Origin of the sequence: Pectobacterium quasiaquaticum (assembly GCF_014946775.2) — a bacterium.
GTDB lineage: Bacteria > Pseudomonadota > Gammaproteobacteria > Enterobacterales > Enterobacteriaceae > Pectobacterium > Pectobacterium aquaticum.
Map to the genome: position 1 here is coordinate 635,063 of NZ_CP065177.1, position 22,046 is coordinate 657,108.

General features: G+C 49.7%; 16 protein-coding genes and 1 tRNA gene. 9 read left to right on the top strand and 8 right to left on the bottom strand.

The genetic code is table 11. From position 1 onward, the window contains the following. Positions 1-47: 47 nt before the first annotated feature. The 5 genes from IG609_RS02990 to IG609_RS03010 form a co-directional block, all read right to left on the bottom strand. The gene (locus IG609_RS02990) at positions 48-5,549 is read right to left on the bottom strand and encodes a type I polyketide synthase (protein ID WP_193397424.1); all 5,502 of its coding nucleotides are present in this window, start codon (positions 5,547-5,549) and stop codon (positions 48-50) included. A 140-nt stretch (positions 5,550-5,689) separates the two neighbouring features. After that, complete coding sequence (locus IG609_RS02995; RefSeq protein WP_223806285.1) at positions 5,690-5,962, bottom strand: hypothetical protein; 273 nt, start codon at positions 5,960-5,962, stop codon at positions 5,690-5,692. Between the two features lie 99 nt (positions 5,963-6,061). Next, a complete protein-coding gene (locus IG609_RS03000) occupies positions 6,062-6,334 on the bottom strand; it encodes a phosphopantetheine-binding protein (protein ID WP_010279676.1) in 273 nt (90 codons plus the stop codon). Positions 6,335-6,344: 10 nt separating this feature from the next. Continuing rightward, the gene (locus tag IG609_RS03005) at positions 6,345-7,856 is read right to left on the bottom strand and encodes an amino acid adenylation domain-containing protein (RefSeq protein ID WP_193397423.1); all 1,512 of its coding nucleotides are present in this window, start codon (positions 7,854-7,856) and stop codon (positions 6,345-6,347) included. 101 nt (positions 7,857-7,957) lie between these two features. Next, positions 7,958-8,587: a DUF2589 domain-containing protein gene (locus tag IG609_RS03010; protein ID WP_039312967.1), complete on the bottom strand. Its 630-nt coding sequence runs from the start codon at positions 8,585-8,587 to the stop codon at positions 7,958-7,960. Positions 8,588-8,911: 324 nt separating this feature from the next. On the opposite strand from IG609_RS03010, the gene IG609_RS03015 reads away from it, so the two are divergent. Then, positions 8,912-12,010 carry a non-ribosomal peptide synthetase gene (locus IG609_RS03015; RefSeq protein ID WP_226374175.1) on the top strand — a complete coding sequence of 1,033 codons (3,099 nt, stop codon included), beginning with the start codon at positions 8,912-8,914 and terminating at the stop codon, positions 12,008-12,010. 231 nt (positions 12,011-12,241) lie between these two features. On the opposite strand, the gene IG609_RS03020 is transcribed toward IG609_RS03015, so the two are convergent. The 3 genes from IG609_RS03020 to IG609_RS03030 are packed head-to-tail and all read right to left on the bottom strand — an operon-like array spanning position 12,242 to position 13,774. Continuing rightward, positions 12,242-12,673 carry a hypothetical protein gene (locus tag IG609_RS03020; protein WP_193397422.1) on the bottom strand — a complete coding sequence of 144 codons (432 nt, stop codon included), beginning with the start codon at positions 12,671-12,673 and terminating at the stop codon, positions 12,242-12,244. Between the two features lie 53 nt (positions 12,674-12,726). Continuing rightward, positions 12,727-13,188: a lysozyme gene (locus tag IG609_RS03025; protein WP_193397421.1), complete on the bottom strand. Its 462-nt coding sequence runs from the start codon at positions 13,186-13,188 to the stop codon at positions 12,727-12,729. Beyond that, positions 13,181-13,774, bottom strand: a complete 594-nt coding sequence (locus IG609_RS03030) for a DUF2589 domain-containing protein (protein WP_193397420.1) — start codon at positions 13,772-13,774, stop codon at positions 13,181-13,183. The genes IG609_RS03025 and IG609_RS03030 overlap by 8 nt, the downstream gene beginning before the upstream one ends. Positions 13,775-14,217: 443 nt before the next feature. On the opposite strand from IG609_RS03030, the gene IG609_RS03035 reads away from it, so the two are divergent. The 8 genes from IG609_RS03035 to rpsO all read left to right on the top strand — a co-directional run bounded on the left by IG609_RS03035 (position 14,218) and on the right by rpsO (position 21,984). After that, positions 14,218-14,832 carry a response regulator transcription factor gene (locus IG609_RS03035; protein ID WP_193397419.1) on the top strand — a complete coding sequence of 205 codons (615 nt, stop codon included), beginning with the start codon at positions 14,218-14,220 and terminating at the stop codon, positions 14,830-14,832. Between the two features lie 318 nt (positions 14,833-15,150). Further along, positions 15,151-15,227 (top strand) — tRNA-Met (locus IG609_RS03040). A gap of 216 nt (positions 15,228-15,443) precedes the next feature. Continuing rightward, complete coding sequence (gene rimP, locus IG609_RS03045; RefSeq protein WP_102118070.1) at positions 15,444-15,896, top strand: ribosome maturation factor RimP; 453 nt, start codon at positions 15,444-15,446, stop codon at positions 15,894-15,896. Between the two features lie 21 nt (positions 15,897-15,917). Further along, positions 15,918-17,447 (top strand): transcription termination factor NusA, encoded by a 1,530-nt coding sequence (nusA, locus tag IG609_RS03050; RefSeq protein ID WP_102118069.1) that lies wholly within the window; start codon positions 15,918-15,920, stop codon positions 17,445-17,447. 25 nt (positions 17,448-17,472) lie between these two features. Beyond that, complete coding sequence (gene infB / locus IG609_RS03055) at positions 17,473-20,175, top strand: translation initiation factor IF-2 (protein WP_102118068.1); 2,703 nt, start codon at positions 17,473-17,475, stop codon at positions 20,173-20,175. A 74-nt stretch (positions 20,176-20,249) separates the two neighbouring features. Next, positions 20,250-20,648 (top strand): 30S ribosome-binding factor RbfA, encoded by a 399-nt coding sequence (gene rbfA / locus IG609_RS03060; protein WP_193397418.1) that lies wholly within the window; start codon positions 20,250-20,252, stop codon positions 20,646-20,648. Further along, entirely contained in the window at positions 20,648-21,592 is a 945-nt protein-coding gene (gene truB / locus IG609_RS03065) for a tRNA pseudouridine(55) synthase TruB (protein ID WP_193397417.1), read from the top strand. Before rbfA ends, truB begins: the two co-directional genes overlap by 1 nt. 122 nt (positions 21,593-21,714) lie before the next feature. After that, positions 21,715-21,984 carry a 30S ribosomal protein S15 gene (rpsO, locus tag IG609_RS03070; protein WP_010279698.1) on the top strand — a complete coding sequence of 90 codons (270 nt, stop codon included), beginning with the start codon at positions 21,715-21,717 and terminating at the stop codon, positions 21,982-21,984. Positions 21,985-22,046: the final 62 nt, after the last annotated feature.

Sequence of the window (22,046 nt, forward strand, 5' to 3'; positions counted from 1 at the left end):
TACATTAGCGGCCGCCTTCGAGATGCATACTGAAGGCGGCCGTTCCCTTATTCCTGCAATAGGGCTTCCAGCTCGGTAAGGATCAGCGTTGCTAACCCTTTCACGGTCTGGTTCTGGTAAAACAGATCAACGCGAATATCGATTTCAAATAGGCCGGAAACGGTAGAAACGACCTGTACTGCCAGCAGCGAGTTACCGCCCAGTTCAGTAAAGCTGTCGTTAACGCCGATCCCCGAGATCCCCAGAATCGACTGCCAGACTTTGACGATCTCCTTCTCGATGTCATTTTCTGGCGCGACATAATCCACAGAGAGGGCCGGTCGGGCATATCCTTCCGTTGATTCGCTATTTTGCAAAATGAATTCAGGCGTTTCCTGTTCAGGGATCGACTCATAAATGAGCTGATCCAGATCGCTGGTGACGACGACTAACTGTTCAAATTCCAGATGCGTGAGCTGGCGTTTTATTGCATCCAGCCCTTCTGGCAACAGAATGTCTTTATCTGCCAGATTCACTTTTACTGCTGCTGTAGCTGCCGCTGATGTGTTTTCTGGCGTAGCGAGCTGATTGCCCATCGTCATCTTCATCAACGTGTAGTTTTCCAGGATCAGCAGTGGAACGCCCTCTGGTGAAAGGAACGTGATATCCATGACGATAGCGTTATCCTGCGGCTGATAAACCTGCTTGAGCCTGGCGTGGACGTAGCACTCTTGCCCCAGTGGCGATAAGAAGGTCATCTTGCCATAGCTGATAGGCAGGAAATTCTCCTGTGTAATCAATGACAGGCAGGAGATGGCCGTAGCATCAATCACTGCGGGATGGTACGGGTAGCGGGTAAGATCGTGCGTATACTCGCTTCCCAGCACTTTGTGGATCAGCCATTCGTTATGGCCCTGAACAATCTCGCGGTGGTTGTTCCAACGCTGGCTAAACGACAGGAAATTCTCGCCCGTGTTGGCATTACCCAGCTCGGTGATAAACGGCGCGTAGGGAACCTGCGTGGTGCAGCGCTGTTTGATGGCGTCAATCGATTGTGGCGTGAGGTCAGCCGTTGGAGCGCCGTGGCCTATGCTTCCGAACGCGTGTTCTTGCCATGCCAGCTCAAGCACGCCCCGAGTCTTGAGGCTGAACTTATAGCCTTTCCCCTCTGGCGTGGTGAATAGCCTCATCTGACGCGGCCAGGCATCGGTATAGATCACCGGCTTGGTCAGCATCAGGTTCTTGACCTGAAGGCTTTCCTGAGGCTTAAAGCACGTCATGAATTCATGCAGTAGCGATAAGATTGTCGCCCCGACCAGTGAAGGTTGTTTCGCAAGGCGGTGCTCATCGATAACCCAGTCCTGCGTGGTGAGATTGACCTGATAGCTTTCCTGCGTGCCTTCACGTTCCAGGTGCGTCAGCAGGTCGCCTTTGGTTTCCTCAACGGCAGCCAGCTTGCTGTTTTTCTTCTCCTGCAGCTGTTTGCCCCAACGGACGGCCATTCCCACATCGCCCCATTTTCCCCAGTTCAGCGAGACGGTGCGCCCACGACGATGCTGGTTGCGATAATGCGCAAAGGCATCCATAAACGCGTTACCCGAGCAGTAATCGATGCGGGCTTCGTCACCGACAATGGAGGTAATAGAAGAGAATAAAATAAAGAAGTCAGGCTGTTTGTCCTGCAGCAGCTCATCCAGAATGAGCGATCCTGCCACTTTGGGATCGAGCACGTTGGCGCAATCGGCGTCATTCTTCAGCGCAATGATACCGCCGCCAGCCACGCCTGCCGTATGGAATACGCCATCGACCTGCGGGAACGCGGATAGCATCTCGCGCATACCGTGATAGTCATTCACATCGACCTGTGCCAGATGTATCGTGTTGCCACGGGCTTCCAGACGTAAAACGCTCGCCAGTTTTTCACTGATAGGATCGTCAACCGGATGCTGTTGGATCCAGGCTTGCCACTCTTCGCGCGGCGGTAACGCTGCACGGTAAGTCAGGATGATCGCCGCATTACTGTTTTCAGATAGGTGGTTGGCGAGCAGTATCCCCAATCCGCCGAGGCCGCCGGTGATGAGGTAGACGCCGTCGTCTTTCAATTCCGCAGGTAAACCGAGGGCATCCTGTTTCAGATGCACGGCCTGATAACTTTCTTCCCAGCGCTGGTTTCCGCGGTAAGCCACTAGATTGCCGTGTGTGGCGATATGGCTTTCTGCAACCAGATTGTGGGCAAACTCATCAAGCTGTTCGGCGTTTTGTTTAAGATCGATATCCACCAGATGGCATTGCACTTCAGGATACTCGTGATAGAACACACGCGAAGGCCCAACCAGTAACGCATTTTCTGGTGACGCGATGCGCTCACCCATCACGCTGAACGTGTTGCTGGTGGCGAAGGTCACATGCAGATCGTCCAGCAAATTCTCGTTCACCAGCGCCTGCTGGAGATAGAGGGCAGGGTAGAACGTGTTCAGCGGTGAGGAAAGATAAGTGTGGTCAAGCGGCTGAACCTGTTCCGCCGCCGTCAGGTTCCATAAATACAGGATACGTGATGGGCGTAATCCTTGTTCTGTCAGGCTTTTCAGCAGTCGGACATAGTCGGCACGCGAGGATGCATCAAGGGTGTATCGGCCTTCGGAAAGCGCTTCCTGATACTGCGTTCCCGGGCTGACGAAAAAGACCTTATGCCCGTCCTTTTCCAGCAGTTGCTTCGCACGTTCGGCGATACCCAACGTATCAGTCAGGAGCAGCCAGCAGGTGTTCTCTGCTTCAACGCGTTTGCCCGCCATGTATTTCGCCGGAATGGTTTTCTTCCAGGTCGGCATATAGAACCAATCGCCGATATCCGCCTGTTTCCGCTTTTTAGCCTTAACGGATTGCTCACTCTGCATGTCATTACTGGCTGACGACAGGGCTGGCAGGGCGAAGCGTTTACGCTCGAAGGGGTAACCCGGCAGCGGGATGCGGCGACGGTGCTGTTCTGGATGATGCTGATGCCAGGGAACGTTTACGCCGCTTGCCCAGAGCGCACCGAGCGTCGACAGGAGATGCTCGCCGGATAAGGCCACGTCTTTCGCCGTTGGCAGGGAGGCATAAATCAACGCGCCGTCTTCTGCGCTGAAATGCTGCTTGGCAGACGATTCCAGCGAACGTCCCGGTCCGACTTCAAGGAACACGAAATCGTGATGTTCTTCAGCCATCAGCGTTTTGAAGGCGTGGGAGAACAGCACCGGATTGCGTACGTGACGCACCCAGTAGTCGCTGTTCTTCGCCAGTTCTTCCGTCACCCATTCGCCGTTAACGGTAGAAACAAATGGGATCTGCGGCGCGTGCAGCGTGATGCTATCAATGACCTTTTTGAAGGCGGGCAGCATGGGTTCCATCATGTGTGAGTGGAAAGCATGCGAAGTATCCAGATGTTTGCAGAAGATATTGCTGTCTTCCAACTGCTGTTGGAAACGCGCGACATCGTTTGAAGCACCGGCGATGACACATAATCCAGGGTAGTTAACCGCCGCAATTTCCAGCTTGCTACCGTGAAGTTTAGCCTTCAGGCTTTCTTCATCGAGCAGGACGGCAAGCATATCTCCTGCGGGTAATGCCTGTACCATCTTGCCCCGCATCGCGACGGCTTTCAGTGCATCTTCCAGTGAGAACACGCCGGACAGGCAGGCTGCCACGTATTCCCCCACGCTGTGACCGATCATGACATCCGGCTGAATGCCCCATGACATCCACAATTTTGCCAGACTGTACTCGATCACGAACAGGGACGGCTGGGTAAACTGGGTTTCATTGATGCGGGACTCGGCGATATTATCGCCGTCCTGAAAGATAATCGACGTCAGATTGACGTCCAGAATCGGCTCCAGATAGTCACAGCATTGATCCAGGCTCGCGCGGAAAACATCGTAGGTGTCGTACAGTTCACGCGCCATATTGACGTACTGATTGCCCTGTCCCGGGAACATAAACACGACGGATTTTTGGTTTTTTCCCTGCTGCGTCACCACCAGTGAAGGCTGATCCAGCTTGGCCAGCAGTGAATCGCGATCCTTCCCGATAATAACCGTGCTGTGAGAGAATTTTTGTCTCCCAACCTGCAAGGTGTAGGCGATATCTGCCAGATTGGCATCGTCATGCGCACTGAGGTAATCGCGCAGACGGTGTTTCATGTCTTCCAGCGCCGTGCGGCTTTTCGCAGAGAAAGGCAAAACCAGCAGGCTGTTGTCATGGGTATCGCCCGCTTTTAGCGACGGTGCGGCTTCCAGAATGACGCAGGCATTGGTGCCGCCGACGCCAAAAGAGTTCACCAGCGCGCGATGCGGTGTTTCTGACGGTTCCAGTTCACTGAGTTCGGTGTTCATGATGAACGGGCTGGTTTCAAACTCAATGTTAGGGTTTGGCGATTCGAAATGGAGCGAGGCTGGCAGTTTGCCGGTTTCCAGCGCCAGTGACGCTTTGATGAGGCTGGCCATGCCTGACGCTGCGTCCGTATGGCCGATGTTGGTTTTCACCGATCCCAGACGGCAATATTGGGTTTTATCCGTGTATTCCTGAAACGTCTGTGTGAGTGAGGTGAACTCGATGGGGTCGCCCAGTGCCGTGGCGGTGCCGTGAGCTTCAACAAAGTTGATCGTGGCAGGATCGAGCTGTGCATTAGCGATCGCCTGTTTGGCAACGGCGATCTGCCCGTGGATGCTCGGCGCGGTAAAGCCGGCTTTCAGGTTACCGTCGTTATTCACTGCGCCGCCTTTCAGCACGGCGTAAATATGGTCGCCGTCGCGTACGGCGTCATTCAGACGTTTCAGTAACACGACGCCAGCACCGCGGCTGAACACCGTGCCGTTGGCTCGCGAGTCAAAGGCATAGCAGCGGCCATCTGCGGATTCCATGCCGCCTTGCATATAAGGGTAGCCCCGGCGTTCTGGCGTATCCACGGAAACGCCGCCCGCGACGATTAGATCGCTTTCCCCGTTCAGCAGGCTGTTCATACCCATCACGACGGCGACCATCGCGGTTGAACAGGCGGTCTGTACGTTAACGCTCGGTCCTTTGAGGTTGAGCTTGTAAGACACTCGGGTCGTTACGTAGTCTTTATCATTGTTGGTGACGACCGACGCACCGCTGGCGTACTTCTGCACTTCAGGATGGGCATTCACTTTACTCAAATGCCAGGCGGTTCCCGTTCCGCCGAATATGCCCACTTTTCCAGGATAGGTGGCAGGGACGTAGCCAGCATCTTCAAACGCGTGCCAGCAGCATTCCAAAAAGACACGATGCTGTGGATCCATAATTTCGGCATCGCGGGGCGTAATATCAAAAAAATTAGCGTCAAAGTGCTGTGCGTTACCCAGAATGCCCCGGCGGCGAATATAGTTGGGCGAGGCGATCATTTCTTCTTCAATGCCTGACTCCCTCAGTTCTTCTTCACTGAATGTGCTGATCGTCTCCACGCCGTCCAACAGGTTTTGCCAAAATATTGCGGTATCTTCTGCACCGGGAAAGCGAGCCGACATTCCTACAATGGCAATATCCTTATCGCGGAACTGTTCTTGCTGTTTCATTTCATTACCTCACCGTGAATATATTCGCCTCCTTTTCACGGCGCAGGCCGCTAACCTTATTTCTCCGAATACTATCCAGAGGAAGAAAGGTCGACGTCCTACGCCGTGAATATAGAAGGGACAGCTACATTAAAAGTTAATTACTTTTTGCTACCTGCGACGCCAGCAGTAACCCGGCTGATGAGGCTTTGCAGGTTAGATGCCGACGGGTGTTGCAATGCTGCTTTGATTGAAACAGGAATGGCTGGAATAGACTTCGCACGCCAGTATTTCTTGGTGTTAGGAAGAATTTTCTGGCCAATCGCATAGTAGTGAGCGGGCTTGGATGAATTTTGGTGACTCAGAACAAATTTAATTGCCGAAGCCACTTTCGCTTTGACTGCCGAGGCAGCGTTCAATTGAGTTGCAGACATGGTATTACCACCTATTATCAGTGAAATAAGGATGATGAAACACATTGCCCATTGTTGGGCGGTTATTCCCCTAGATTATCGATACGCTTTTTGGCGTAATTACTTCTTGCTGCTTGATTTCCCAGCGTGTACTTCGCTAATACGCTTGCTTAGCATCTGTACCGTTGGGTATTGGAATAAATCAACAATAGAGATAGGTGACTCCATTTTGTTTTTTATTTCGCGATAAACCTTGGACATCAGCAGGGAATTGCCTCCTGCATCAAAGAAGTTCTCTTGAATAGAGACTTTTGGATTATTGAGTACGGTCCGCCAGATAGAAATAATATTTTTCTCTATCTCGGAAGGTAATATTGCTTTGTCGTTTGACATTTTTTCACCATTAGTTATTTACGCAGGAACACAGCTTGGATTTATCAATTTTTCCATTGGGGTGCGTTGGCATTTTTTCCAACGCAACGAAATGAGAGGGCACCATGAAAAAAGGCAGCGTCTTAGCAAGGTGCGCTTTTATCTCTTGAATATCGATGTGCTTTTGATGCCGTAATACATAAAATGCTGAGAGTGATGGCGCTGCGTTTTCCGAGCGCTTGTCGAGAATAACGGCAGCATGGTTAATTTGCGGCAGAGCCTGTAGGTGCGTTTCTATTTCCGCCAGCTCAATACGGTGTCCGCGCAATTTAACCTGACTGTCTATTCGGCCAATGAACTCCAGAACGCCGTCGACGCGCTGCTTAACCCAGTCGCCGGTTTTATACATTTTTTGCCCGGCCTGATGGCTAAACGGGTCATCAACAAATCGCTCCTGCGTCAGCTTTTCCGCATGCAGATAGCCTTTTGCCAGAATATCCCCTGCCAGATAGAGTTCACCGCTTTCCCCCACATTGACTGGCTGTTGCGCCTCATCTAATACATAAGCGATGGCGTGAGGGATGGGCTTGCCAATCGGGGCAATTTTTTCTTCTGCTCCCGGCTGGCAGAGCCAATGGCAGGCAAAGATTGTTGCCTCCGTCGGGCCGTAGAGATTGTGGATCTTTCCCGGATATTGCAGGGAGAGATCGTTGACCAGTGTTTGATCGAGCGCTTCGCCACCAGAAAAGATATGGCATAGAGAGGTGCAGCGAGATAGCACCTCCGCATCCACAATGACGCGCAGTGCCGTCGGTACGAACTGTGCGACCGTGACCTGATGACGGTGCATAAACTCAGCCAACAGCTGCGGATCGTACTTGGCATCCTCGGTAATGACCGCACAGCTTGCGCCGGCGATCAGCGGCCAGAAAATTTCCCACACTGAGACATCAAAGCTGAACGTGGACTGGTTAAGGACCACATCGTCGTGCTGTAGCACGAAGGCGCTTTGCATCCACGCCAGATAATTGACCACCGTCCTGTGGCTGACCATGACGCCCTTTGGCGTTCCGGTGGAGCCGGAGGTGTACATCACATAACAAAGCTGTTCTTCACTGACCGAGGGAAGCGTGGGGGTAGCCTGAACGCTCAGATCGATCTGATTGATGTCAACGATCTCACGATGGCTCGGTGCCAGCGTAAGCGCGTGGGCATTGTCGGTAATGACCAGACGCGCATCGGCATGATTGACCATGTAATCCAGGCGCTCGTGCGGATAGTAAGGATCAAGCGGTAAATAGCACGCACCGGTTTTCAATACGCCGAGCAGGCTGACGATCAGATTCGGGCTTTTATGCAAATAAATACCGACAACATCCTTCGGCTTTACGCCCCGCTGCAATAGATCGCTCGCCATGGCGTTTGCCCGCTGATCCAGTTGTCGGTAGGTCAACGTTTCTGTATCGCTTCTCAGGGCGATGGCGTCCGGCGTCTGATGCCGCTGCTGTTCAAATAAGGTGTGGAGCACTCTTGCCGATGCCATGATCTGATCCTCTGGTGATGCCTGGGGTCACACCGGGCATCCTTTTACGCGTTATGCAGGTACGGCACACATGCACTATGCCGCTGAATAATGTGCTTTGATTATGATGACGCTTCTTGTTGCTCCGCAGGTGCTGGTGGTGCGGCGTTTTCCGCTACCTGCGGTGCGCTTTTCTCTGCGGGAATACTGGGTCTGATTGCGGCATCGGTCAGAAAATCGATGACGCGCATGAGCGCTTCGGGCGCGGGTTGACGTTTTACCTGCGTGTGAATGCTGTACTTGGCGCGTGTGTCCGTCGCTCGGGTCTGCGCTGACTTGTGTGATACCCGACCGGCCATTTTGACTTTGAATGGCCCCCATCCCAGTGACGCCGCCAGATTGCCGTCTTCTCCGGTATCATCGGATGAAGATTCACTCTGTGTGACTTCAAGCTCGAAATCGATCGTCCCTTCTTCAATAGAAATAATCGGATGGGTAATCGCGGCAATGAGCGGTATGCGCATCGTTTTTGTCACGGCACCTTTTGCGACTCCGCTTTCATCAATAAGCGTTTCGTCGTAGTCGAATTGGATGGCGACCGCTTTATTATTCTGAATGCAGACGGATAATAAAAAATCCGTATAGGCTTTGCTGGCTTGGACCTGTGCGTTAATCATTGCTTGTAATGGCCCGCTAATCATATTTTCCAGCGGTAGCGCATTAATAACAGAACCGATAAATTGTGAATCCATCGGAGCCTCCAATTATCTGCGGATAGGGTGTGATGCACTGTCAATAAAAATAGCAAAGGGAAGGGGAAATAATACCCGTCAGGGTACGGGGGGACTTTCGCATTCTGGCATAGTCCTTTTGGGATATAGGCAATACTGTCTTTTATTTGTTAAACCCATACTCAGGCATGCGTGTTATTTTATGTGTCTTTCCTGGTATTAGCATGACGACCCCATCATTACGTGTTCTTATTTTTACAGCATTAATTTTTCACTGCGTGAGATACCGGAAGTCGCGTTATAACCATTCCAGAAAAAAGCATCCTTTTACAATATGGAAGGAAAATGATGAAGAATAGAAAAACGGTCTTTGAAATTATCTCTGAATGGTCACTGAAAAGTCCCGATAAAACGGCGGTGGAATTTAATGGCGACAGGCTGAATTATCAACAACTAGAATCTCAGTCGTGCCGTTTGGCAGATTATTTGTTATCACATTATCCAGATAATAAACGGGATAGAATCGCCGTTTATCTGGAACCTGGTGTGATGATGCCCGTGGTCTTGCTGGCTATTTTGAAAGCAGGACATACCTATGTTCCGCTCTCGCATTTTCATCCGTCAGAAAGAATCATTCAAATTCTTGAGGACTCTTCGACGTTTTTGCTTATTTCCACGCGAGCGATGTTAAATAAAACGGCCATCGATAAGATTTTTCCCTCTACGCTGGTAGTAGAGGATATCCATTATCCTGCGTCGCCAGTGACGACGCTGCCACCCGTTTGCGAAAACGATCTTGCTTATATTCTCTATACCTCCGGTTCTACAGGGAAACCAAAAGGGGTGGCCATTGAGCATCGGAACCTGAGTTATTACCTGAACTGGTTTAATGAAGATGTGTGGCCAGAGACCCGTGCGACGCTCCCTCTGACATCGACACTCAGCTTTGCCGCTGCCGTGACACAGCTTTATGCGCCTTTATTGCGCGGCGACACCCTGTTTATTTTGCCTGCCGACAGCTTGAATGAGCCGGAGGTTTTATTACGCTGGCATCAGCAACATCCCGACGGTGCCATTTATTGCGTGCCGACCGTTTGGGATGAGCTGCTGCGCTATCAGGCATCTTCTTCTCACGCATGGGCATTACCTAAAACGGTTTTTCTCTCCGGCGAGCCTGTCTCTTTTGATTTAAAAGAGCGTACGTTCCAGCAGATTCCTGATGTCAGGCTCTTTAATCTGTATGGCCCGACGGAAACGACGGCCAACTGCTCATTTGCTGAATTAAGGTCGGGGAAAAGTGTGACGCTCGGTAAAGCACTGCGTGGCAGCGAAATCATGATCGTGGATGAGAGTCTACGTCCTGTGGCTGAAGGGGAAGAAGGGGAAATTTGCGCATTCGGCGAAGGCGTCGCCCGTGGCTATATTAACCGCGACGAATTAACGCAGCAGCGTTTCTTCACCCATGTTCGAGCCGATAAACACTCTTGGGGGCACCGTACTGGCGATCTAGGGAAAATGACGCCAGAAGGGGAGATCCTGTATCTGGGACGTATCGATCGCCAGATTAAGATTAATGGCATTCGTATCGAGCCTGAAGAAGTCGAAATTGTGTTACGTCAGCATGGCGATATCGACAAGGCGCTGGTGCGGCCGATTCAGGAAAATGGGCGTCAGCGTCTGGTCGCCTATCTGGTGAGCCGTAACCCGTCGCTTGCCACGAACGATCTGCGGCGCTTCTTGCAGGATAAACTGCCGCGAGCGATGCATCCGTCCCACTTTATTATGCTGGAAACCCTGCCCAAATTGCCTAACGGGAAATTGGATGTGAGCCGACTTCCAGAGCCTTGCCCGCAGCGCCCTGAGTTGGGATATCCGGTTAAAACCGCAGGTAATGAGCTGGAACAGGAATTGATTGATATCTGGCAAGAGGTGCTTGGCTTTCGCGAACTCGGCGCCAACGATAACTTTTTCGATTTAGGCGGCGATTCGCTTCAGGCGATGAAAGCCCGGCTACTGATTAGAAAACGGCTGTTTAGTGACATTGATTACCCGTTATTTTTCAACAACGCGACGCCCCATCTGCTGGCTTTCATTGTCCCTTACTATGTGAACGATGACGAACCTGCGTTTAACGAGAACAACGCGGATATCGAGGCGCTCACCCCCTCATCGCAGCAGCGTTATTTTCTGACGCTGGACCAGCTCAGTCCGGAGCCGTCGGCCTATCAATTGGCTTTCCGTCTGACGATAAAGGGCCCACTGGATGAGTCTGCCGTGGAGTGGAGTATTCGGCGTATTCTGGAAGGTAATCCGGTGCTGCGAACCCGCTTCGATCTGGATCGGCTACAGTGCCTTGAAGGGGATTATCCGATCGAGGCGATCCCGATTGAACGGCTGACGGCGTTCTCTCCGGATGGGGGAAAGAATACGCTGAGTGACCGACGACTGCTGGAGCTGATCAGCACACCGGAAATGGATGTAGCACACTCGCCGCTCATCTGTTTTCATCTGATTTCGCTGACAACGCAACGGCATATTCTGCTGGGACGTGTACACCATACGGTATTCGATCATGATGCTATTGGTTTGTTCTTCCATCAGTTTGTTGATTACGTCCGTGCTTATAGCGCCGGCGATCGCAGCTATCGAATAGGCAGTGAAGCGCGCTATCTGCGCTATCGGCAGCAGCAACGGCGCACCAAAGATCAATGTTATCTGAGAGAGCGGCAGTTCTGGCTGGATAAGATGGAGGATTACCTGGCAGCAGGAGCCGATGCGACGGCATTCCCGCTCAGTGACAGCCAGGACGGAGAAAATTATTGGTGCATTTTGTCAGATACGCTGACGCAGGCGATAAAGCACTATGCCCAACAGCAGCGCACGACGCCGTTTGTTTGCATGCTGACCGCTTTTACCCAACTGCTCAAAACGACAAACTATAGTCATGTTCCCATCGGTATTCCGGTGTCGAATCGTATGTTGACTGAAAACGCCACCACAATAGGCTGTTTCGTTAATATGGTGGCTTACTACGATGATGCGCCGGCTCAGGAATCTTTCAGCACGCTTTTGGCTCGCAGCCAGAATAAGATCCATGCGATTTTGGACAATCAGACGTTGCCCTATGATGTGTTAATGGCCGATGTCCGGGCTAAAGGATGGTCTGACAAGCTGCGTTTTCCTGTGAGTTTTAACTATCTGACAGCCATGCCGCCAGTCGTACAGATTAATGAAACTGCCTATCAGATTACGGATATTGCTAATCATCAGGCTCGGCTGGATTTAACGCTCTCTGTTTATGACGATGAGGCTCTGGCGCTGTGTTTTAATTATCAGCAAGCGGCTTTTAAAGCGGGCGAGATTGCCACACTGTCCCATCAGTACCATCAAATTCTGCTGGATATCGTACAGCCAAATACGCCTCTCTTGTGCAGTAACCTGTAGATAATGCTAACGAAGGTGTCCCGAATTGAGACACCTTCGTTGAGGAGACCCGCATTGAGGCGTTGGTTTTATTGGCAATGTATTGTCTGGATGGCTGAACACGTCAGGAAGAGGAGAGCAGTAGCAGTAAGGCAACGAGGTGCCTTACTGCTATACGTGCAGCTTGCGGTTGAAAGTCTTTATTCTTAAGAACGCTTGCTCTCAATAACATTGACCGTTAAGAACAATCTGTTAAGGGTCTGATGGGGTTTTGTCATCGGGCGTTTTTTTCTGGGCCTCATTAATCAAATGAACGCCTTTTCTGGCCTGTTTTATTTCCGATGCGACATCCAGAATATCGTTGTTCTCTCGATAGCTGAAGAAATTTGCCAACAGCGTAACTAGGCCTACGCTAATCGCACCAACCAGATAGCCTAATCCTATTGCGTTCTCCATTTTACTAATATTAACGTGCAGCAATTCGGCGATAATCCCTACCAGTGAGAAGGCTGCTGAAATGCTGATGATGATAATGATTAATGCGGCAATGAATTTGTCGTAATTATTCAGTTTCTGCGGTCGCCAAAAAAAGGAAATGCTGAGGCCGCCGAATAATCCTGCAACTGATGCAATAATATCACTGATCAGAATGTCATAAATAATAGGGAGTTGTAATGTATCCATAATATATCCACGATGATTTTCTATGAAATATCATTTTTTACTTTTGTTGAATATTAATTTGATGTGATGGCTTGTAGGAAAAGTGCTTGCTCTGCTTCTCTACGTCGCAGGAGTCCTGCCACGATTTGCTCACCATCTTTGTCCCAGCGTGGAAATTGATCGGCTGCGCCAGTATAGTCCCCTTGGTTAAGCAGGCGTAATAATGTCGACGTCTTCAGGCTATTGACTCCCAGATTGTAGGTAAATGATGTTAATGCACCAAATTGATTGTCGTTGAGATCAACGTTCACATAATGCTGAACACCCGTTTCCGCCGTTTTTAAGTCCTGCTGTAACAGAGAATCCGCTTCCTGGAGGGTAATTCCGTTATCAAAGTTTTCATTCGGCAGTATTAAATGTCCATATCCAATCGTCCATTTACCTGCTGTGTCACGATACTTTGTTAATTTCAGACCTTCAAAACTCTTAATCAGAGAGAGACCCGCTTCATTGATCGTGCCTGGAATATTAGCCATTGTTTTTTTCCTCTTGCGTAATTTTTGGGATAACGAGATTGGTGTATTCATCAATTAACCGCATGATGCTTTCTGGAGGATCCAGCGTAGTGAATTGCATTTCTATATCGACGTGCTGACTATTTCTGCCTTTTTTATTTTTGCCTGAAGGCGACATGCTGACGTGAAAATTAGTGATGTTATGATCGTCTAAAGGTGAGGTGATTTTGTCCTGGCTGACCGCATCGGTTCTCACTGTCATTCGCACTTTCATTTTTTCCAGCATCAACCCCCTCGGAGTAGAAAACGCAACCAGTGGTAGTTCGACGTGGTGCCGGGGATCGAGTTGAATCGCAACCGTCTTTGGGGTTAACACGCCATCAGCGTCATGTTCAAAAAAAGGTTCGAGTGTTTGCTGATATTGATGGGCGATAAATTGGTTGGCGGCAGTGGCAGCATGCTGCATACCGCGAGCAATATCTGCTAGCGTCATTGCCTTTGATGACATGATGCTATCATTCCGTTTGGAATGGGGGTTTTCTTTTTTAGTATTGTTGTCATTTTCTGTTTTTTTATTTTTTCCCGTTATCCAGCTCTTGAATGACATACGCTCTCCTTATCTTATTTTTCAGACGATAAATATGAATAGCCTGGAGTGAAATAAATGATAATTTGAGAAAAAGTTAACAGCTAATGAGGGAGGTGCGTATCAGCCATTATGTTATAGATATAATGTAATCTGGCATAGGCTATTTACTCCCGATCTATATTTTCCATTTTTAAAGTTCTGCGATAAATGTTTTGTGTGTTTATAAAATCATTACGCCACCAGGTCTTATTTTAAGATAATATTTCATTGCTAAGGGTATTCCTTTTTTTGGCGATTGTCTGGAATTATCATGTCAGTATGCGCGAATAAATATAGCCTGGTCTATAAGGTAAACGGCATATGCCAAATGGCGTGACATTATTCTTTCAAGATAGGCTAAAACTTCTTAAAGGCACTTTTAAGCATGGCATTTTAAAATAAAGGTAAATGGAGGTTGCATAGTGAATGTTGTTATTATTGATAAGTCCCCTGTGTTCATTCAGGGGTTATCTGTTGGGTTGAATGATTTTATGCGTGATGCCAATATTGTTGGCGTAAAAGAAATTGAAGATGTATGGCCTGTCCTTGAGGAAATGAACAATGCTTTTATTTTGCTAAATTGTAATAAAGAGAATGGAGAGTACAGCTTTTTCCTTGAGTTACTGCATGAGAAATATATTAATGTCAGTGTTATTATTATGGTTGATACTATTGAAAGACATATTTTGAATAACTATCTGAAACACCATGTGATGGGCGTCATTCTTAAAACATCGTCGGTTGATTCTATTGCTCAGGCATTAAAAACAGTGTCGATGGGTATGGTCTGTTTACCGGATGATGGGGTGATCTATGAGGGATGGAGTGTCGATAATAGTGTAAAAGGCAAACTCAGCGAAAGGCAGCATGAAGTTCTGCAACTCATTGCGTCAGGCGCTTCCAATAAACAAATCAGTCGAACATTAAACATTAGCGCAGGAACGGTGAAGTCGCATTTGGAGTCGATTTTCAGGCGGCTTAATGTGCGTAACCGCACGCAGGCAGCGATCGTGCTATTAGAAGAAGAACGAAGATAAGTTTTATCTCATTATATTAGTCGTTATTGTTTGATTTAAGCATCAGGGAATCTCATACGTTATCTCTTTCAACTTTCTTGGCATCAGGGGCTTTGCTTCGACCTTCTACGATAGGTCTACTGTACGGCTTGCGTGATGGCATCACGCAAGGTCTGCTTACAAAAAAGTAGAATATCCATTTTTGCGATGACCACTTTCAGGCGAACGCTTATTCTTGACAAAGAAACTTACCTAGCGTATAAGAATTGCCTTCGAACCAATCCTATGGATGACTTGCATTTATGCAGTTGTCAGCGTAGTATTTGCCACGATTTCGGACGCGGGGTGGAGCAGCTTGGTAGCTCGTCGGGCTCATAACCCGAAGGTCGTCGGTTCAAATCCGGCCCCCGCAACCACTTAACTTCCAGTAAAGTGTTTTTTCAAATACGTTCTTCACTCAATTTTTCTCTCTTTTTGCAGTGATTTTTGAAAAAATCCTTTACCGAAGTTATGCCGCGCTGGTTAGCGGTATTAGGGTCCAGTTGCATAAAGCCCCGATTTTCGGGGTTTTTTGTTATTTGGCAACAAACAACTGGGCTATTAGGCCCTTTTTTTATGTCTTGGGGGTGGACTTGTCCACATTAGAGCAAAAATTAACAGAGATGATTTCAGCACCCGTTGCCGCATTAGGCTATGAATTGGTTGGGATTGAGTTCATCCGTAGTCGTCAATCTACGCTGCGTATCTATATTGATAGTGAAGATGGGATCACTGTTGATGATTGTGCTGATGTCAGCCACCAGGTCAGTGCGGTATTGGACGTAGAAGATCCAATTACTGTCGCCTATAACCTGGAAGTTTCGTCTCCAGGGCTTGAACGTCCCTTATTCACGGCGGCACATTATCTGCATTTCGTCGGTGAAGATGTCACAGTGGTGCTGCGTATGGCAGTCCAGAATCGCCGTAAATGGTTGGGTGTGATCAAAGCTGTTGACGGCGAAATGATCACCATAACAGTGGAAGGCAAAGATGAAGTATTCGCACTGAGCAACATTCAGAAAGCGAATCTTGTACCCCACTTTTAAAGTTTGGATGAGGCAACTAGGATGAACAAAGAGATTCTGGCTGTTGTTGAAGCAGTTTCCAATGAGAAAGCCCTTCCTCGCGAGAAGATTTTTGAAGCGCTGGAAACCGCACTGGCGACAGCGACCAAGAAAAAATATGAGCAGGAAATTGATGTTCGCGTAAGTATCGATCGCAAAACGGGCGATTTTGATACCTTCCGTCGTTGGTTAGTGGTGAATGAAGTCACTCAGCCAACTCGTGAAATTACGCTTGAAGCGGCGCAGTTTGACGATCCTGCTCTTGATGTTGGTGGTTACGTTGAAGATCAAATCGAATCCGTAACGTTTGACCGCATCACGACGCAAACGGCAAAACAAGTTATCGTACAGAAAGTTCGTGAAGCAGAACGTGCGATGGTTGTTGATCAGTTCCGTGAGCAAGAAGGCGAGATTATCACCGGTGTCGTGAAGAAGGTGAATCGTGATAATATTTCGCTTGAAGTCAGACCAATCGATGGCTCTAACACCAGTGCAGAAGCGGTAATTGGCCGCGAAGATATGCTGCCTCGTGAGAATTTCCGCCCTGGCGACCGTATTCGTGGTGTGCTGTACTCTGTTCGCCCTGAAGCTCGCGGTGCTCAACTGTTCGTCAGCCGTTCCCGTCCGGAAATGCTGGTTGAACTCTTCCGCATTGAAGTGCCAGAAATCGGTGAAGAAGTTATCGAGATCAAGGCCGCAGCCCGCGATCCAGGTTCACGTGCGAAAATTGCAGTGAAGACGAATGACAAACGTATCGATCCCGTCGGTGCTTGTGTGGGGATGCGCGGTGCACGTGTTCAGGCTGTTTCCAGCGAACTGGGCGGCGAGCGTATTGATATCATTCTGTGGGATGATAACCCTGCACAGTTTGTGATCAATGCTATGGCACCTGCCGATGTGGTATCGATCGTGGTTGATGAAGATACCTGCACGATGGATATCGCTGTTGAGTCGAGCAATCTGGCTCAGGCGATTGGTCGAAACGGGCAGAACGTACGTTTGGCCTCCCAACTGTTGAAACAGCATCGTTCAGACGATCGTTGGGAACTGAACGTGATGACAGTGGAAGATCTTCAAGCCAAGCATCAGGCTGAAGCACATGCTGCAATCGACGTCTTTACCAAGCACCTTGATATTGATGAAGAGTTTGCCACCGTGCTGGTTGAAGAAGGTTTCTCCTCACTTGAAGAACTGGCTTACGTGCCAATCAAGGAACTGTTGGCCATCGAAGGCTTTGATGAAGAAACCGTTGAAGCATTGCGTGAGCGTGCGAAAGCCGCATTAACAACGCTGGCACTGGCGCATGAAGAAAGCCTTGGTGACGGTCAACCTGCTGAAGACTTGCTTGGCTTGCCTGGGCTGTCGCGTGAGTTGGCGTTCAAGCTTGCTGCGATCGGTGTTTGTACGCTGGAAGATCTTGCTGAACAGGGCGTTGACGACCTGACAGATATTGAAGAGCTTAATGATGAGCAAGCGGGCGAATTGATTATGGCCGCACGTAATATCTGTTGGTTTGGCGACGACAACGAATAACGAACTGTAGCAGGAAAGGAACAGCATGACAGATGTAACCGTAAAATCGCTGGCCGCAGAGATTCAAACGCCGGTTGACCGCCTGATACAGCAGTTTGCTGATGCGGGAATGACCAAGTCTGCATCGGACTCTGTGACCCAGCATGAAAAAGAAACGTTATTGGCGCATCTGAACCGCGATCGCGGTAATGCGCCAAGTAAATTGACGTTGCAACGCAAAACGCGCAGCACGTTAAATGTCCCTAGCACCGGCGGAAAAAGTAAGTCGGTGCAGATCGAAGTCCGCAAGACACGCACTTATGTAAAACGCGATCCGATTGATGCCAAACAGGCAGAAGAGGAAGAGCAGGCACGGCGTGAAGCGGAAGAACAGGCACAACGTGTCGCTGAAGAGCAGGCTAAACGCGAGGCCGATCTGCGCGAAGCTGCTGAGAAAGCGAAGCGTGCTGCCGACGAGCAAGCCAAACGTGAAGCCGCTGAAAAAGCTAAGCGTGATGTAGCGGAAAAAGAAAAAGTGACGAACCAACAAAACGAAAATATGACCAAGCCGGCTCAGTCTGAGAAAGCGAAACGCGAAGCGGAAGCTGCCGAACTTAAGCGCAAAGCGGAAGAAACTGCACGTCTTAAAGTTGAAGAAGAAGCTCGCCGTATTGCTGAAGAAGCTCGCCGTATGGCTGAAGAAAATGCAGGGCGCTGGGAAGCTGAAAGCGCGACTAAACCTGAAGAATCTGCTGATTATCATGTGACGACGTCTCATCATGCCCGCGAAGCGGAAGATGAAAACGACCGTCAGGTTGAAGGTGAGCGCCGTACCCGTACCCGCGCTGCCAAAGTCACCAAGCAGAAGAAAGGTAATCGCCAGTCTGAGTCTAAGGCAGACCGTGAAGAAGCGCGTGCCGTTACCCGTGGTGGTAAAGGTAAACGTAAACCAAGTACACTGCAGCAGAGCTTCAATAAGCCCGCTCAGGCAGTTAACCGTGATGTGGTAATCGGTGAAACGGTTACCGTTGCTGAACTGGCTAACAAAATGGCCGTTAAAGGCTCTCAGGTCATCAAAACGATGATGAAGCTGGGCGCAATGGCAACAATCAATCAGGTCATCGACCAAGAAACCGCGCAACTCGTGGCGGAAGAAATGGGCCATAAAGTCATCCTGCGTCGTGAAAACGAGCTGGAAGAAGCGGTAATGAGCGACCGTGATATGGGGGTTGCGGCAGAATCGCGCGCGCCAGTCGTGACCATTATGGGTCACGTTGACCACGGTAAAACCTCTCTGCTCGACTATATCCGTTCAACCAAGGTTGCAGCAGGTGAAGCGGGTGGTATTACTCAGCACATCGGTGCTTACCACGTTGAAACTGACAACGGTATGATTACGTTCCTGGATACACCGGGACACGCCGCGTTTACCGCCATGCGTGCTCGTGGTGCTCAGGCTACGGATATCGTGGTACTGGTTGTGGCGGCGGATGATGGCGTAATGCCTCAGACCATCGAAGCGATCCAGCACGCGAAAGCGGCTCAGGTTCCGGTTGTTGTCGCAGTAAACAAAATCGATAAGCCTGATGCCGACCCCGATCGTGTGAAAACCGAACTGTCTCAGTACGGTATCATGCCGGAAGAGTGGGGCGGTGAATCTCAGTTTGTTCACGTATCGGCTAAAGCGGGTACGGGGATCGACGAACTGCTGGATGCGATTCTGTTGCAGGCCGAAGTTCTGGAACTGAAAGCGGTCCGTAGCGGCATGGCGAACGGTGTCGTGATCGAATCCTTCCTGGATAAAGGTCGTGGCCCGGTTGCAACCGTACTGGTACGTGAAGGTACGCTGAATAAAGGTGATATCGTTCTGTGCGGCTTTGAATATGGCCGTGTCCGTGCGATGCGTGATGAGTTAGGTCGTGAAATCACGTCCGCGGGGCCTTCTATTCCGGTAGAAATACTCGGTCTGTCCGGTGTACCTGCCGCAGGTGACGAAGCGACGGTGGTTCGTGACGAGAAGAAAGCGCGTGAAGTGGCCTTGTATCGTCAGGGTAAATTCCGTGAAGTTAAACTGGCTCGTCAGCAGAAATCTAAACTGGAAAACATGTTTGCCAACATGACGGAAGGTGAAGTTTCTGAACTGAATATCGTTCTGAAATCTGACGTTCAGGGTTCTTGCGAAGCGATTTCCGATTCACTGCAGAAACTGTCTACTGATGAAGTGAAAGTGAAGATCGTCGGCTCCGGTGTGGGCGGTATCACAGAAACGGACGCTACGCTGGCAGCAGCATCGAATGCGATTATCCTTGGCTTTAACGTTCGTGCTGATGCATCAGCACGTCGCGTCGTTGAAGCGGAAAGCTTGGATCTGCGTTATTACTCCGTCATCTATGATCTGATCGACGAAGTGAAACAGGCGATGAGCGGTATGCTGGCGCCGGAATATAAGCAAGAGATCATCGGTCTGGCTGAAGTACGTGACGTCTTTAAATCACCGAAATTTGGTGCTGTTGCGGGTTGTATGGTGACCGAAGGTATCGTTAAGCGTCATAACAAGATCCGTGTACTGCGTGACAACGTGGTGATCTATGAAGGCGAGCTGGAATCTCTGCGCCGCTTCAAAGATGACGTTGGTGAAGTCCGTAACGGAATGGAATGTGGTATCGCTGTTAAGAACTACAACGACGTTCGTCCTGGCGATATGATTGAAGTCTTTGAAACGATTGAGATCAAACGTACGATCGCATAATCGGTTTTCAGCGACGATGTAAGTTATTAGTAAGGGGGGCCTAGTGCCCCCCGATTTTTACTTGAGGATTTATCATGGCAAAAGAATTCAGCCGCACCCAGCGCGTCGCGCAGGAAATGCAAAAAGAAATCGCCATTATTATTCAGCGTGAAGTCAAAGATCCGCGCATCGGCATGGCGACTGTCTCCGGTGTGGAAGTGTCTCGCGATCTGGCGTACGCCAAGGTTTTTGTGACCTTCCTGAATGATAACGAACCAGAGCAAATTCAAAAGGCAGTAAAAGCACTGCAAGATGCATCTGGCTTTATCCGTAAGCTGATTGGTAAGGCAATGCGCCTGCGTGTTGTTCCAGAATTAACCTTCTCCTACGACAACTCATTGGTTGAAGGGATGAGAATGTCCAATCTGGTGACGAATGTGGTCAGAAACGATACGGAACGTCGTCCTGTGACGGGCGAAGACCAGGAGGATTAATGAGTCGTCCTCGCCGCCGTGGCCGTGATGTACACGGCGTATTGTTATTAGATAAGCCGCAGGGCGTGTCGTCTAATGATGTTTTGCAGAAGGTAAAACGGATTTTTAACGCGAACAGAGCGGGCCATACGGGGGCGTTGGATCCATTAGCCACCGGTATGTTGCCGATTTGTCTTGGGGAAGCGACGAAGTTTTCCCAGTATTTGCTGGATTCTGATAAACGCTACCGTGTCATTGCTCGACTTGGGCAACGGACTGACACCTCTGATGCCGATGGCAACGTGATTGAAGAGCGTGCGATTGGTTTTTCTGCTACCGATCTGGAGCTGGCGCTGGAAGGCTTTCGTGGCACCACGCAGCAAGTGCCATCCATGTACTCAGCGCTGAAATACCAAGGGCGCAAGCTGTATGAGTATGCGCGTCAGGGGCTGACGGTTCCACGTGAAGCACGTGAAATCACCGTTTACGAACTGCAGTTTATTCGCTGGGAAGGTGATGAACTGGAGCTAGAGATTCACTGCTCTAAAGGGACGTACATCCGTACCATCATTGACGATCTGGGCGAAAAACTGGGCTGTGGCGCGCATGTGATTTACCTGCGTCGTTTGCAGGTTGCTACGTATCCTACCGAAAGAATGGTGACGCTGGAGCAGCTAGCGGCTTTAGCTGAGCAGGCTCAAACACAAGAACACCCACTTTCGCTGAGTCTCGATCCGCTGCTCATGCCGATGGAAAGCCCAGTTATTGATTTTCCTGAGGTAAATTTGACGCCAGTTGTCGCGGGTTATTTGAAGCTGGGGCAAGCGGTTCAGGCAGCGGATGCGCCCTCGAACGGTATGGTGAGAATCACCGAAGGTGGCGAACACAAATTTATCGGAATGGGCGAAATCGACAGTGATGGCCGCGTTGCGCCGCGTCGTTTGGTTGTTGAGTTTCCAGTGTAAACCCGCCCGTTGCTGCCTTGCTATCGCAGAACGCTGAGGGTAGAATAGTGCGGCTTGACTATTGGGTGGCTGAATTAGAGATCGGCGCCTGTTTTTTTATCTATAATGTTTGGAGTATTACAATGTCTCTAAGTGTTGAAGCTAAAGCTAAAATCGTAGCAGACTTCGGTCGTGGCACTAACGATAGTGGTTCTACTGAAGTTCAGGTTGCTTTGCTGACTGCGCAGATCAACCACCTGCAAGGCCACTTTTCTGAGCACAAAAAAGATCACCACAGCCGTCGTGGTCTGCTGCGTATGGTTTCTCAGCGTCGTAAGCTGCTGGACTACTTGAAGCGTAAAGATGTAGCACGTTACACCAGTCTGATCGAGCGTCTGGGTCTGCGTCGCTAAGTCTTCTGTGTTTCAGTGGAAAGGGGCCTCTTTGGCCCCTTTCTTCTAGGAAGCGTTAGCAA

Coding starts and splice junctions, on each gene's coding strand:
- IG609_RS02990 (WP_193397424.1), bottom strand. CDS start 5,549: ATGAAACAGCAAGAACAGTTCCGCGATAAGGATATTGCCATTGTAGGA.
- IG609_RS02995 (WP_223806285.1), bottom strand. CDS start 5,962: ATGTCTGCAACTCAATTGAACGCTGCCTCGGCAGTCAAAGCGAAAGTG.
- IG609_RS03000 (WP_010279676.1), bottom strand. CDS start 6,334: ATGTCAAACGACAAAGCAATATTACCTTCCGAGATAGAGAAAAATATT.
- IG609_RS03005 (WP_193397423.1), bottom strand. CDS start 7,856: ATGGCATCGGCAAGAGTGCTCCACACCTTATTTGAACAGCAGCGGCAT.
- IG609_RS03010 (WP_039312967.1), bottom strand. CDS start 8,587: ATGGATTCACAATTTATCGGTTCTGTTATTAATGCGCTACCGCTGGAA.
- IG609_RS03015 (WP_226374175.1), top strand. CDS start 8,912: ATGATGAAGAATAGAAAAACGGTCTTTGAAATTATCTCTGAATGGTCA.
- IG609_RS03020 (WP_193397422.1), bottom strand. CDS start 12,673: ATGGATACATTACAACTCCCTATTATTTATGACATTCTGATCAGTGAT.
- IG609_RS03025 (WP_193397421.1), bottom strand. CDS start 13,188: ATGGCTAATATTCCAGGCACGATCAATGAAGCGGGTCTCTCTCTGATT.
- IG609_RS03030 (WP_193397420.1), bottom strand. CDS start 13,774: ATGTCATTCAAGAGCTGGATAACGGGAAAAAATAAAAAAACAGAAAAT.
- nusA (WP_102118069.1), top strand. CDS start 15,918: ATGAACAAAGAGATTCTGGCTGTTGTTGAAGCAGTTTCCAATGAGAAA.
- infB (WP_102118068.1), top strand. CDS start 17,473: ATGACAGATGTAACCGTAAAATCGCTGGCCGCAGAGATTCAAACGCCG.
- rbfA (WP_193397418.1), top strand. CDS start 20,250: ATGGCAAAAGAATTCAGCCGCACCCAGCGCGTCGCGCAGGAAATGCAA.
- truB (WP_193397417.1), top strand. CDS start 20,648: ATGAGTCGTCCTCGCCGCCGTGGCCGTGATGTACACGGCGTATTGTTA.
- rpsO (WP_010279698.1), top strand. CDS start 21,715: ATGTCTCTAAGTGTTGAAGCTAAAGCTAAAATCGTAGCAGACTTCGGT.